At 72.9% G+C, this 13,138-nt stretch carries 9 protein-coding genes; 4 read left to right on the top strand and 5 right to left on the bottom strand.

The window, feature by feature from the left end; translation table 11 throughout:
• The first annotated feature begins 115 nt into the window (after window positions 1–115).
• From AB0L06_RS10530 to AB0L06_RS10515, 4 genes are all read left to right on the top strand, one after another.
• Window positions 116–772, top strand: a complete 657-nt coding sequence (locus tag AB0L06_RS10530; protein WP_500230692.1) for a response regulator transcription factor — start codon at window positions 116–118, stop codon at window positions 770–772.
• Window positions 769–2,148, top strand: coding sequence for a sensor histidine kinase (locus AB0L06_RS10525; protein ID WP_500230691.1), 1,380 nt, complete (start codon window positions 769–771; stop codon window positions 2,146–2,148). Before AB0L06_RS10530 ends, AB0L06_RS10525 begins: the two co-directional genes overlap by 4 nt.
• Before the next feature lie 488 nt (window positions 2,149–2,636).
• Entirely contained in the window at window positions 2,637–5,126 is a 2,490-nt protein-coding gene (locus AB0L06_RS10520) for a sodium-translocating pyrophosphatase (protein ID WP_500230690.1), read from the top strand.
• Window positions 5,127–5,471: 345 nt separating this feature from the next.
• Window positions 5,472–5,942 carry a SixA phosphatase family protein gene (locus tag AB0L06_RS10515; protein WP_500230689.1) on the top strand — a complete coding sequence of 157 codons (471 nt, stop codon included), beginning with the start codon at window positions 5,472–5,474 and terminating at the stop codon, window positions 5,940–5,942.
• 68 nt (window positions 5,943–6,010) lie between these two features.
• On the opposite strand, the gene AB0L06_RS10510 is transcribed toward AB0L06_RS10515, so the two are convergent.
• The 5 genes from AB0L06_RS10510 to AB0L06_RS10490 all read right to left on the bottom strand — a co-directional run bounded on the left by AB0L06_RS10510 (window position 6,011) and on the right by AB0L06_RS10490 (window position 13,048).
• Window positions 6,011–8,353, bottom strand: coding sequence for an FUSC family protein (locus AB0L06_RS10510; protein WP_500230688.1), 2,343 nt, complete (start codon window positions 8,351–8,353; stop codon window positions 6,011–6,013).
• Between the two features lie 235 nt (window positions 8,354–8,588).
• Window positions 8,589–9,794, bottom strand: a complete 1,206-nt coding sequence (serB, locus tag AB0L06_RS10505) for a phosphoserine phosphatase SerB (protein ID WP_500230687.1) — start codon at window positions 9,792–9,794, stop codon at window positions 8,589–8,591.
• Between the two features lie 96 nt (window positions 9,795–9,890).
• A complete protein-coding gene (locus AB0L06_RS10500) occupies window positions 9,891–10,919 on the bottom strand; it encodes an S-adenosylmethionine:tRNA ribosyltransferase-isomerase (protein WP_500230686.1) in 1,029 nt (342 codons plus the stop codon).
• A 90-nt stretch (window positions 10,920–11,009) separates the two neighbouring features.
• Window positions 11,010–12,497 carry an MFS transporter gene (locus AB0L06_RS10495; protein ID WP_500230685.1) on the bottom strand — a complete coding sequence of 496 codons (1,488 nt, stop codon included), beginning with the start codon at window positions 12,495–12,497 and terminating at the stop codon, window positions 11,010–11,012.
• Window positions 12,494–13,048 carry an SDR family NAD(P)-dependent oxidoreductase gene (locus AB0L06_RS10490; RefSeq protein ID WP_500230684.1) on the bottom strand — a complete coding sequence of 185 codons (555 nt, stop codon included), beginning with the start codon at window positions 13,046–13,048 and terminating at the stop codon, window positions 12,494–12,496. Before AB0L06_RS10490 ends, AB0L06_RS10495 begins: the two co-directional genes overlap by 4 nt.
• Window positions 13,049–13,138 lie beyond the last annotated feature (90 nt).

The raw sequence follows: 13,138 nt of genomic DNA, 5'->3' as shown, positions 1-13,138 counted from the left end.
TCCAGCGGGTGGCCGGTAACCCGGTCGTAACCCCTTCGCGTTATGCGGACATTACGCGTGATCCAACAGGCTCGTCCGAGGACGCGGCGATGCGCCGGGCGGGGAGGGCGGGGCTGTGCGGGTGTTGGTGGCCGAGGACGAGCGGATGCTCGCCGACTCGATCGCGGAGGGGTTGCGCGCCGAGGCGATCGCGGTGGACGTGGTGTACGACGGGGACGCGGCGCTCGAGCGGCTCGGCGTGAACGACTACGACGTGCTGCTGCTCGACCGGGACCTGCCGGTCGTGCACGGCGACGAGGTGTGCCGAGCGGTCGCGGGCTCCGAGGCGCACGTGCGGGTGCTGATGCTGACCGCCGCTTCGTCCGTGCGCTCGCGGGTCGAGGGGCTGAGCCTCGGCGCCGACGACTATCTGCCGAAACCGTTCGCGTTCGAGGAGCTGCTCGCGCGCGTGCACGCGTTGGGCCGCCGTGCCAGGCCCGCCGATCCGCCGACGTTCGAACGCGCGGGGATCCGGCTCGACCCGTCCCACCACGAGGTGTTCCGGGACGGACGGTACGTCCACCTGGCGCGCAAGGAGTTCGGGGTCCTCGCCGAACTGCTGCGCGCGAACGGCACGGTCGTGTCCGCCGAGCGCCTGTTGGAGAAGGTGTGGGACGAGCACACCGACCCGTTCACCAACACCGTCCGGGTGACCCTGATGAAGCTGCGGCGCAAGCTCGGGGAACCTGGCGTGATCGAGACCGTCCCGGGAGTGGGGTACCGGATTCCATGAACGCGACCATCCGCATGAGGCCGACGATCCGCGCACGGCTGGCCCTGCTGTACGGCGGCATGTTCGTCGCGGCGGGGATCGTCCTGCTGGCGGTGACCTACGTGCTCGTCCAGAACAGCCTGCAGGGGCCGCGCGGGCAGCTGATGAACCAGGTCTACACGTCCGCGCAGGCGATGGACGGGCGCGCGCCGGTGCCGGGCCCGGATCCGCTGCGGCTCTCGCAGTCCGTTGTGGGCGGGACGCCGGATCCGCTGGTGCTCATGCAGCGAGACGTGGCCGCCAAGAAGCCGCAGAAGTCGGTGTTCAAGATCGATGGCGGTGTGCTCGGAGTGGACGGCAAAAGCGTCGGCGGCAAGGGCAGCGGCGTCGTCGGCAGCGGCAACCTCGGGATGAAGACCGCCTACCTGGTTCAGCAGAAGCGGGTCGGCGGCGCGGCGAACGACTTCCAGAAGGCGACGCTCGAGTCGGTGCTGACGCAGGGGGCGATCGCGCTCGGCCTGGTGGCGCTGGTCGCGCTCGGGCTCGGCTGGCTGATGGCGGACCGGGCGCTGCGGCCCGTCCAGCGGATCACCGAGACCGCCCGGCGGGTCGCGCGCAGCCACGACCTGACCGAGCGGATCGGCTACGACGGTCCGCGCGACGAGGTGCGCGAGCTGGCCGACACCTTCGACACGATGCTCGGCCGGCTGTCCCGGTCGTTCGACGGGCAGCGCCGGTTCGTCGCGAACGCCTCGCACGAGCTGCGCACCCCGCTCGCGATCAACCGGACGCTCGTGGACGTGGCGGTGCGGCGGCGCGGCGCGTCCGAGGACGTCCGGCGGCTGGGCGAGTCGCTGCTGGTGGTGAACGAGCGGCACGAGCGGCTGATCGACGGCCTGCTCACCCTCGCGGGCGGCGAGAACGAGGTGACCGAGCGAACGCCCTTGGACCTCGCCGACGTCGCCGAGCATGTGGTGGACCTCGCGGCGGCCGCGAACGGCGAGGCGGCCGATCGGGACGTCACGGTGCGCGGCGAGCTCGCCCCCGCGCCGACGGACGGCGATCCGGTGCTGCTCGAACGGCTCGTCCAGAACCTGGTGGAGAACGCCGTCCGGCACAACCACCAGGGCGGGACGTGCCGGGTGATGACCGGCGTGCACGACGGCTGGACGGAGCTGGCGGTGACCAACACCGGTCCGGTCGTCCCGGCCTACGAGATGGAGACGATCTTCGAGCCGTTCCGGCGGCTGGGCGCGGAGCGGGTGCGGTCGGACCGGGGCAGCGGCCTCGGGCTGTCGATCGTCCGCGCGGTGGCGGGCGCGCACGGCGGAACGGCGGTCGCCTCACCGAATCCGGGCGGTGGTCTCCGGGTCACGGTGCGCCTGCCGAATTCGTGACACGCGTGAACTCGGAGGCTCATGTTGCGCATGGGAGGAACGGTTATGAGATCGTTCCCTTGTCGATCTTCGCGGCGTTCGAATAACGGCCGGAGGTCAATTGTCGATTTCGGATGCCTATAACTGGGAAGCGTGGGGTTCCCGGGGAGTACGTGACGCAATTATGGCTATGAGGTAAGAGAAAGCTTACCCGTCTGACCAGCCCTGACGGACGGACCGGGGCGGACGCGAGCAAATCCCGGGCCCTCGGGTATTGCCATTCCAGTCCGCCTCCGGGAGGTCTCGGACGGTCTTCTCAAACCCGTCGCCACCTGCGTACACTCCCGGCACCCGCGTAGCCGTGCGCAGTGACTGATTCGGCGTTGCCGCCGAGGGGTGCAGGGGGCCCGTCCCTCCTCGGAGACATTGAACCGGCCGCTCGCGGGGTACGCGGTAAAGATCGTCCGAATGGACGATCCGGATCGCCACGCCCCTGTCGAGGAGGACGGATGTCTGGGCTTTCCCTGTCAAGCCCGGCCGTTGCGAAAGCCGCGGACGTCAGTCTCGGCGGCGGTGACCTCACTTTGGTGGTCGTCGTCGCCGTGGTCGCGCTGCTGGCACTGGCCGTCGCCGCAGGACTGGTACGGGAGGTCCTGGCCGCGGGCCAGGGCACCGAGAAGATGCAGTCCATCGCGAGGGCCGTCCAGGTCGGCGCGCTCGCCTACCTGAAACGCCAGTTCCGCACGGTCGCCATCTTCGTTGTCGTGATCCCGTTCCTGCTGCTCCTGCTGCCCGCCGACAGCACGGGCGAGCGGATCGGCCGGTCGGTCTTCTTCGTCGTCGGGGCGCTGTTCTCAGCGGTCACCGGCTTCACCGGCATGTGGCTGGCGGTGCGCGGCAATGTGCGCGTCGCCGCCGCCGCCCGGGACGCCGACGGCGGAGAGCGCAAGGCCATGCGCATCGCCTTCCGCACCGGCGGCGTCGCGGGCATGTTCACCGTCGGGCTCGGCCTGTTCGGCGCCGCCGTGGTCGTCCTCGCCTACAAGGGCGAGGCGCCGAAGGTGCTCGAGGGCTTCGGCTTCGGCGCCGCGCTGCTCGCCATGTTCATGCGGGTCGGCGGCGGCATCTTCACCAAGGCCGCCGACGTCGGCGCCGACCTGGTCGGCAAGGTCGAGCAGGGCATCCCCGAGGACGACCCGCGCAACGCCGCCACGATCGCCGACAACGTGGGCGACAACGTCGGCGACTGCGCCGGGATGGCCGCCGACCTGTTCGAGTCGTACGCGGTCATGCTGGTCGCCGCGCTCATCCTCGGCACCAACGCGTTCGGCAACGAGGGCCTGGTGTTCCCGCTGATCGTCCCGATGATCGGCGTGATCACCGCGGTCGTCGGGATCTTCGCGGTCGCGCCGCGCGCGGGCGACCGGTCCGGGATGTCGGCGATCAACCGCGGCTTCTTCATCTCCGCGATCTTCTCCGCCGTGCTGGTCGCGATCGCGACCTTCGCCTACCTGCCGTCCTCGTTCGCCGACCTGCACGGCGTGACCGACCCGAGGATCCGGGGCCTGGACGCCGACCCGCGCTGGGTCGCCCTCGGGGCCGTCGTGATCGGGATCGTGCTGGCCAGCGCGATCCAGCTGCTCACGGGCTACTTCACCGAGACCAACCGCAAGCCGGTCAAGGAGGTGACCGGAAGTGCTCGCACCGGCCCCGCGACCGTGATCCTCTCCGGGATCTCGCTCGGCCTCGAGTCGGCCGTCTACACCGCCCTGGTGATCGCCGCCGCCGTGTACGGGGCGTTCCTGCTCGGCTTCGGCAACACCACGGTCGCGCTGTTCGCCGTGGCGATGGCCGGAACGGGCCTGCTCACCACGGTCGGCGTGATCGTGTCCATGGACACCTTCGGCCCGGTCTCCGACAACGCGCAGGGCATCGCCGAGATGTCCGGCGACGTCCAGGGCGAGGCCGCCGCCGTGCTCGAGCGGCTGGACGCGGTCGGCAACACCACCAAGGCGATCACCAAGGGCATCGCGATCGCGACCGCCGTGCTCGCCGCGACCGCGCTGTTCGGCTCGTTCCGGACGACCGTGGTGAACGCGCTCGGGCACGCCTCGCCCTCGGCGAGGTCCGCGCTCGGCGACTTCAGGGTGTTCTCGCTGTCGATCGACAACCCGAACGTGCTGATCGGTCTCGTGATCGGCGCGGCCGTGGTGTTCCTGTTCGCCGGACTGGCGATCATGGCGGTCGGCCGGGCGGCCGGACGGGTCGTGGTCGAGGTCCGCAACCAGTTCCGGACCCGTCCGGGGATCATGGACGGCACGGAGGTGCCCGACTACGACCGGGTCGTGTCGATCTGCACCCAGGACGCGCAGCGCGAGCTGGCCACTCCGGGACTGCTCGCGATCATGACCCCGATCGCGGTCGGGTTCGCGCTCGGCTACGCGCCGCTCGGCGCTTACCTGGGCGGCGCGATCGCGGCCGGTGTGCTGATGGCGGTGTTCCTGTCCAACTCCGGTGGCGCCTGGGACAACGCCAAGAAGCTCGTCGAGGAGGGCAAGCTCGGCGGCAAGGGCTCCGAGGCGCACGCCGCGACCGTGATCGGCGACACCGTCGGCGACCCGTTCAAGGACACCGCGGGCCCCGCGATCAACCCGCTGATCAAGGTGATGAACCTGGTCGCGCTGCTGGTCGCGGACGCCGTGGTGCGCTACGCCGGGAACACCCTGCTGCGCGTCGTGGTCGCGCTGGTCGCGATCGCCGTGGTCGTCGCCGCGATCGTCGTGTCCAAGCGCCGCGCCGACCCGATCGGCGAGATGGCCGAGGCCGATGAGGCCGATGGGGCCGTAGAGGACGGCGCGTCCGGGAGCGTCCGGGCGTCCGCCGGGACGCCCTCCGTGCCCGGGCCCGCCACCGAGGCGTCGGTCGGACGCGGCGGAGAGCCTGCCGCGGCCGAGTCCAACGGCGCGTCCCGCGCCGCCGACCCCTCGGCGAAGGAGTGACCGGCTGAGACCGTCTGGCGCCCCCGTCCGGCTCGCCCGGGCGGGGGTGCTTCGCGTCCGGGCGCCGGACGGGCCGTGGCCTGGCCGGGCGGAGGCGTCGGCCTTCCGGACGGGGCGTGGTCCGGCCGGGTGGACGGGCCGTGGCCCGGCCCTGGAGCCGGGGCACGGAGGGGCGGCCGTACGCTTGTACGACACCACACCGATCTGCGGGAGGCGCGGCCTTGAGCGGCGAGAAGTCCACCCTGTCCGGCCCGAAGGGGTTCACCTTCGTCTTCGTCGGGATGCTGGCGATCATCGGCGCGCTCTTCCTGCTCGCCTACATGGTCGCGCCGTAGGCTCCGGGACATGCCCACGTTGATCGTGCTGCGGCACGCCAAGGCCGAGGACGGTTTCGGGAAGGCCGACGCCGCCCGGGAGCTCACCGGACGGGGACGGCGCGACGCGTCCGCCGCCGGAGAGTGGCTCCGCGCCGGCGGCCACGCGCCCGGCCTGGTGCTCTGCTCGCCCGCCGTCCGCACCCGCCAGACCCTCGACGAGCTGAAGATCGACGCGGACGTCCGGTACGAGCCGCTGATCTACGCCAACGACGCCGACGAACTGCTCCAGCTCGTCCGGGAGGCGGGTGACGAGACCGGCACGCTGCTGCTCGTCGGGCACAACCCGTCGGTGCACCAGCTCATCCACGACCTGGCCCCGGACGAGGCGCCGGACGGATTCCCGACCTGCTCGCTCGCCGTCATCGAGCTGCCGGACGCCTGGAGCGCCGTCCGCGCCGGCACCGGCGACCTGACGACCTACCGCGACCCCAAGAGCTGAACCGCTCCTAGGCGTGTCTCAAAGCCACCTGCCCTACTGGGTCACGGGCGCCGACTCTGAGACACGCCCTAGCGGGATTCCTGGAGCCGCTCGTCCGGCTTCGGCTCGGCGCCCGGGGCCGGCTTCGGCTCGCTCTCGGTGGGCAGGGCGGCGTGCAGCGCGCTGCCGACCAGGGTGTCGGTGTCGCGGCGCAGGGAGCGCAGCGCGTACCGGGTGCCGGAGACCTCCAGCAGGGTGTGCCGCAGCGGCGTGAAGTCGTCCGGCCCGACACCCCCTTTGACCTCCTCGCGGCGGCGCCGGGCGATCGCGGCCAGGTGGTCGTCGAGGTCGGCGAACTCCTCGTCCAGCCGCTCCTCGGTGGACGGGCCCTCGGCCGCCGCGGGGTCGGGCGCCGGGTCGGCCATCGCCGCGGCCGACTCCTCCAGCAGGTCGGCGATCCGGTCCAGGATCTCCGGGACGGGACCGGCGTCGACCTCCCGCTCGCGGGTCATCCGGCCGACCGCGATGAGGTGGTCGCGGATCCGGTGCGCGGCGGCGATCGCGCCGCGCAGCTCGCGGATCCGCCGGTCGTCCGGGACCCGCTCGCGGCCGAGCAGGGTGCGTGTCTCGGCGACCTCCCCGGCGCTCTCCTCCGCGGTGACGATCTTGTCGTGCGGCAGCTGCTCGCGCTCGCCGACGACCACCTCGGCGGTCGCCCGGACCAGGTCGGCGTGCATGCGGAGCAGATCGCGCAGCTGGCGCGGCAGCCGCTCGGCGTGCCCCATCGGCCACAGCAGCCGGACGGCGAGGACGGTCAGGACGCCGCCCGCCAGGGTGAGCGCGATCCGCTCCCCGGCGGCCACCCAGTTGGACGGCGTGGAGAAGTCGAGCAGCATCAGGCCGAGCGGTGTGCCGAACAGGAACCAGTAGGTGATGGTGATCTGCCGCACCGTGAACGCGACCAGCGCGAACACGAACACGATCGCCGCTGTGGAGAGCTGGTCCGGGGCGAGCGTGAGCAGCACCGCCGCGATCGCCGACCCGACGCCGGTGCCGATCACGCGCTCGATGACCCGGTCGATGGTCTCGCCGTAGGTGCCGCGCAGGCTGAGCATCGCGGTGATCACCATCCACTGCCCGTGCTCCAGCCTCAGCGCGGCCGAGATCGACATGGCGGCGAACGCGGTGACGAAGATCCGCGAGACCTGCCGGAAGGTCGGCGACCGGGTCCGGACGGCCCGGATGATCCGGTCCCAGAGCGACACCGGGTCCGGCGTCGGGAGCTGCGGCGGCCCGAACCCGAGCCGCAGCCCGGCCTTCACCAGCCGCCGCGCGGAGTCCTCGGCGCCCGCGATCCGGTCGATGGCCCGCAGGATCTGGTCGATCAGCGCGACCGCGACCAGGTCCTCCTCCCCGGTCATCCCGGCGCGGCGGATCCGGTCGCTCTGCCGGGCCAGCCGCCGGATCGCGGCCGAGTCCAGGTCGCCGAGCGGCGCGCCCAGCGGGGACGCCCCGGCGGTGCGGATCGCGCCCGACAGCAACCGCAGGCGGGCGGCCAGCGCGGAGATCGCGACGTGCGCCTCCAGCTCCCACTCGCGGTTGCGGTCCGGCGGACGGCCCCGCTCGGCCTCGACGAGGGCGCGCAGCGCGACGGTCTCGTGCAGGATGCGGGACAGCGCGTCCAGCAGGCGCTCCGGACGCGTCGGCTCGTTCCGGCCGTGGCCCGTCCGGTACAGGGCGTAGGTGGCGCGGGCGTCGGTCAGGGCCTCGGCGGCGGAGCGCCGCTGCTCGTCCCAGTCGACGGTGTGGACGACGGCCGCGAGGTCCGGGTTGGTGATCTCCATGGCGTCCAGGGCGGCGGCGTCCGTGGTGCCGATCTCCTGGGAGACCGCGTCGAGCGCCCCGGCGACCTCGTCCGCCGCGTCCGCGATGGCGTCCCGCAGCGGACGCAGCCGCCGCGCGGGCCAGGGCGCCAGCACGATCACGCAGAACAGCAGCCCGCCGAGCAGCTCCAGGAATCCGACGTACACGACGTCGTCGGCGGGCGGGCGGACGGCCGCCAGCAGCACCGCCAGGCCCGCGGTCGAGCCGATCCAGCTCACCGCCGACCCGAGCGCCACCACCGGCGGGACGGCCCACACCGACAGCCAGACGTGCCCGCTGAGCAGCCCGCCGAGGGCCGAGCCGACCGCCACCAGCACGACCGCGCCGCCGAGGTTGCGGGCCTGCGCGCCGTACGGCCCCTCAGGCGCGCGCTGCGCCACCAGGAACGCGCCCAGGGCGATCATCGCGCCCGTCGCGGCGCGTTCGGACAGCACCCCGATGACCAGCGGCGCGGTCACCGCGAGCGCGGCCGAGAGCCCGTAGAAGGGCGTCGCCTCGCTCCCGAACGAGCCGATCGAGGCGTACGCCTGCCGGACGCGCTTCAGCACCGCGGCACCGCTCCCCCCGAAACCCGCGACGGACCGAGGGAGGTATACCCCGTCTCACCTGGGTGATCACCGTCTCGCCCGGCTCATCACCGACGCACGGTGTCTATCTGGTCACCTTCCGTCCCGGAACGGGGTGGGCGCGATCGGGCGGGTCCGGGCCGTTTCGCGCGTCCAGGAAACCTTCAGGAGGCTTTCATGACCGTCGCGGAGTCGCGGTGGCCCCGCCGTCCAGGTGTCAGTCGATGGACGGGTCGGCGGCGTCGGCCGCCTCGACGTCCTCGCGGCTGATGCCCAGCAGGAACAGGATCGTGTCCAGGTACGGGACGTTCACGGCGGTGTCGGCGGCCTGCCGGACGACCGGCTTGGCGTTGTAGGCGATGCCGAGGCCCGCGGCCTGGAGCATGTCCAGGTCGTTCGCGCCGTCGCCGATCGCGACCGTCTGGCTGACCGGGATCCCGGCCTCCCGCGCGAACCGCCGCAGCGCGGCGGCCTTGCCCGCCCGGTCGATCACCGGTCCGACGACGCGTCCGGTGAGCCGCCCGTTCTCGACCTCCAGGGTGTTGGCGGCCGAGTAGTCGATCCCGAGGTCCTCCACGAGAGCGTCGGTGACCTGCGTGAACCCGCCGGAGACGATCGCGAACTTGTAGTCCAGCCGCTTCAGCGTGCGGACCATCGTGCGCGCGCCGGCGGCCAGCTCGATCTTCTTCCGGACGATCTCCAGCGCCGCCGCGTCCAGCCCGGCCAGGAGCGCGACCCGCTCCCGCAGGGAGCCCTCGAAGTCCAGTTCGCCGCGCATCGCGGCCTCGGTGACCTTGGCGACCTCGTCCAGGCAGCCCGCCTCCTCGGCGAGCAGCTCGATGACCTCGCCCAGGATGAGGGTGGAGTCCACGTCCATGACGATCAGCCGCTTGGCCCGGCGCTGCAGCCCGCCCGGCTGGACGGCCACGTCGACCTGCCGCTCGGCGGCCTCCTGGGCGAGCGCGGCGCGCAGGGCGCCGGCGTCCGCACCGGACACGTCCATCTCGATGCAGGTCACGGGGTATCCGGCGAGCCGCTCGATGCGGTCGATGTTGGCGCCGTTCGCGGCGATCCGCCCGGCGATCCCGGCCATCGCGGCGGGTAGCAGGGGTGCGCCGAGCACGGTCACGTGCAGCCGCCCGCGGCGCCGGGGCACCGCCCGGTCGCGCCCGGTGGACAGCTCGACCTCCATGTCGAGGTCCGTCGCGACGCGTTCGGCGGCCGTCCAGACCCGTCCGATGTCGGCCCCGTCGGCGTAGGAGACCAGGACGCCGAGGACGAGCCGGCCGCGGATCACGACCTGTTCCACGTCGGCGACCGTCACCGGGAACCCGGCGAGGGTGGCGAAGAGACGCGACGTGACCCCGGGGCGGTCGCGGCCGGTGAGCGTGATGAGGAGCGTGCGCTGTGCTGTGCCGTCCATGCTGTTCACCACGGTACCGGCCGTTCCGTGCGCCCGTCTGTGACGTCCACCATGCGGACGCCGAGCGTTCAGCCGGTCCTGCCCGGGGTTCACGCGTTAGTCAGGCAGGACGAGATTGAGGTCACCGAATTCGTGCCAAAGGTAACGCTCGTCGAGGGCGGCGGCATACAGGTCGGCCAGAAGCGGGCGTCCGGCGATCGCGGTCAACATCATCAGATGGGACGATTTGGGCTCGTGCAGGCCTGTGAGCAGGCCGTTCACGACCCGGACACCGCGCTCGGGAGTGACGACGTGCTCCGTCCAGCCGGTGAGGGGACCGCCCGCGGCGACGGTCTCCAGGGCGCGGACGACCGTGGTGCCGACGGCGATCACCCGTCCGCCGTGATCACGGACGTGCCCGACGAGGTCCCAGGTCGGCTCGGGGACGCGGTAGCGCTCGGCGTACGGCGGCTCGTGCGCCTCCGGGGACGCGACGCCGGTGTGCAGGGCGAGCGGCGCGACGAGGACGCCGCGCGCGACCAGCCCGGTCACCAGCTCGGGCGTGAACGGGCGGGCCGCGCTCGGCATCTCGGCCCCGCCGTCGTCCCGGTCGAGCGCGAACGCGGTCTGGTAGGCGGCTGGGGGCCAGTCCCGCCGGACGTAGCCGTACCTGATCGGAACCCCGTTCCGCCGCAGGTAGGGGACGACGTGGGTGCTGAGCCGGGCGTGCCACAGCCGGTCGCTGTGCCGCCGGACGAGCGTCAGCGTCACGCCGTCCGGCATCGGGATCCACTCTCCGGGGCTGCCGCCGTAGTACGGCAGGCTCCCCTTGCCGGAGCGCCGCCGCAGCTCGACGAGCCAGTCCCGGCCGGAGTCGGGGCCGTCCAGGTCGGGGACGGGCGTGGAGAAGTGCACGGCGAGCCGGTCCAGCCGGACGGCCGCGGGCAGCGTCGCGGACGTGTTGACCACCAGCAGGTCCCCGGGCCGCAGGAGGGCGGGCAGGTCGCGGAAGGCGTGGTGGGTCACCGCGCCGGTCGCGTTCCGCCCGACCAGCAGCCGGACGCCGTCGCGGGTCCGTCCGCGCTCCTCGGGCGGCTCGTGGGCCTCCAGGTCGGCCGGAAGAGCGAAATCCAGGGTTTCGGACATGACGAACTCCAGGGTCGGCCCTCGCTGATAGACGGGGACCGGGAGAAGGAAGGAGGCGCTTCCTGACGCGATGTGGCGCGTCGAGTCCGGCTAGGACGTCGGACGCGGGGTGAGGCGGGTCGCGGCGATGACGGCGACGGAGGCGAGGGCGGTCATCATGACGCCCGCGACCGCGAGGCCGGTGCCGAGGCGGTCGGTGCCGATGGCCGCGACCAGGGCGCTCGCCGCGCCGACGAACAGCGAGGATCCGAGGTTGTCGGCGATCTGGAGCGCGGACGAGTTGACGCCCTGCTCCTCCTCGGGCGAGTTGTTCAGGATCAGGACGCTGAGGCTGCTGAGCGCGAAGCCCATGCCCGCGCCGCCGATGGTCCAGGCGGGCGCGGCGGCCCATCCGCTGAACTGGACGGCCACGGCTGCCGTCGCGATCCCGATCGTGACCAGCACCGCGCCCAGCCGGACGAAGAACTGCCGGGGCCGCTTGGACCGGCCCTGGAACTGCGACGCCCCCGACCAGCCGAGCGCGCCGAGGGTCATCACGACGCCCGCCTCGGCCGGGCTGAACTTGTGCAGGCTCGTCAGCGCGAGCGGGATGAACACCTCCATCCCGAAGAACGCGCCCGACAGCAGGCCGCGCACCAGGACCACGCTCGGCAGCCCGCGCCGGAACAGGAGCGTCCCGGCCGGGAGCATTTTCGGCAGACCGAAAACCAGCCCCGCCAGTCCGGCCGCCACGCCGAGCGCCATGATGATCCCGGGGTGCTCGAAGCCGTACAGGAGCACGCCCGCGCCGCCCGCGACGGCGACCGCCGCCACGTACCGGGCGGCCGGGGTCCGGCCCGCCGCCCGCTCGCTCGGAAGGACGTCCCGCAGTGCCGGGACCAGCATCGCCGCGGCCGGGATGACCAGCGGGATCAGTCCCAGGAACACCCAGCGCCATCCGGCGTGCTGGGCGACCAGCCCGCCGACCGCCGGGCCGATGAGCCCCGGCAGCACCCACGCGGCCGCCAGCGCCGCGAACACGCGCGGCCGCAGCTCCTCGACGTAGACGCGGGCGATCAGCACGTACACCGCGACCATCGCGATGCCGGTGCCGAGCCCCTGCAGCGTCCGCGCCCCGATGAAGATCCACATGGTGGGCGCGGCCCCGGCGGCCGCGAGTCCCGCGACGAACAGCGCCAGCCCGGTCATCAGCGGCCGGGACGGCCCGGAACGGTCCACCCAGCCGCCCGCGAGCACCGTGGTCAGCAGGCTCGCGATCAGCGTCGCGCTGAACCCCCAGCCGTACAGCGAGAGGCCGTCCAGGTCGCGCGCCACCACCGGCATGACCGTCCCGACGGCCATCGCCTCGAACGCCAGCAGCGTCACGACGAGCACGACGCCGAGCGTCGGCATCAGCATCCTGCCGCTCCAGACACCGCCCGTGCCCTCCTCGGCGACGCCCTCCGGCGACGGGTCGATCACGGCTTCGGTACGGGCGGCGGCTTCCGTACGGGCGGCGGCTTCCGTACGGGTGGCGTCTGCGATGAGGGTCGCGTTGGACGGCTCGGAGGGGGTTTCGGGTTCCAGCACAGTCGTCATTGTGCAGTCCCTTCCGAAATGGTTTTTTCCGCGAGGTCGGCGACGCGGTGACGGCCGCTCGGGAGGCGCCCGATGATCAGGGTGCGCAGGGCGGCGGCGGCCTCCTCGGGCGGCGGCGCGGCGTCCGCGTCCTCACCCGAGGCGCGCAGCATGTCGGTGCGCATGTCGCCGGGTTCGACCCACCAGACCGCGAGGCCCGGCTCCTCGGCCGCCAGCACGTGCGAGAGCTGCTCGAGGGCGGCCTTCGTGGAGCCGTAGCCGCCCCACGTCTGGTAGCCCTTCACCGCCGCGTCTGAGCTGACGTTGAGGATCGCCCCGCCCCGTTCGCGCAGCCCCGGCAGGAACGCCTGGATGAGCGCCAGCGGCGCGGTGACATTGGTGCGGAACGCGGCCTCGAGATCGTCCAGGGGCTGGTCGGCGAGGCGCGGCAGCGGCGTCGTGCCGAGCGTGCCCGCGTTGTTCACCAGCAGGTCGATCCCGCCCGCCGCCTCCACGGCCCGGACCAGGTCGTCCCGGTGCGCCGGGTCGGTCACGTCGCCGGGGACGGTCACGACGTCCAGCCCGATCCCGTCGGGGGGGGCGGCGGGCGCGGGCCCCCCCCGCGCGGGGGCCCACGGCCCCCCCCCCCCGCGCGCGCGGGG

Origin of the sequence: Spirillospora sp. NPDC052269 (genome assembly GCF_040679435.1) — a bacterium.
In the GTDB taxonomy this organism is placed as follows: domain Bacteria; phylum Actinomycetota; class Actinomycetes; order Streptosporangiales; family Streptosporangiaceae; genus Spirillospora.
Note: the sequence above shows the minus strand (reverse complement) of the source record. Positions and strands in the feature narration are given on the sequence as shown.

Excerpts from the sequence above, each read along its gene's own strand:
- AB0L06_RS10525 (WP_500230691.1), top strand. The coding sequence starts at position 769 with ATGAACGCGACCATCCGCATGAGGCCGACGATCCGCGCACGGCTGGCC.
- AB0L06_RS10520 (WP_500230690.1), top strand. The coding sequence starts at position 2,637 with ATGTCTGGGCTTTCCCTGTCAAGCCCGGCCGTTGCGAAAGCCGCGGAC.
- AB0L06_RS10515 (WP_500230689.1), top strand. The coding sequence starts at position 5,472 with ATGCCCACGTTGATCGTGCTGCGGCACGCCAAGGCCGAGGACGGTTTC.
- serB (WP_500230687.1), bottom strand. The coding sequence starts at position 9,794 with ATGGACGGCACAGCACAGCGCACGCTCCTCATCACGCTCACCGGCCGC.
- AB0L06_RS10500 (WP_500230686.1), bottom strand. The coding sequence starts at position 10,919 with ATGTCCGAAACCCTGGATTTCGCTCTTCCGGCCGACCTGGAGGCCCAC.
- AB0L06_RS10495 (WP_500230685.1), bottom strand. The coding sequence starts at position 12,497 with ATGACGACTGTGCTGGAACCCGAAACCCCCTCCGAGCCGTCCAACGCG.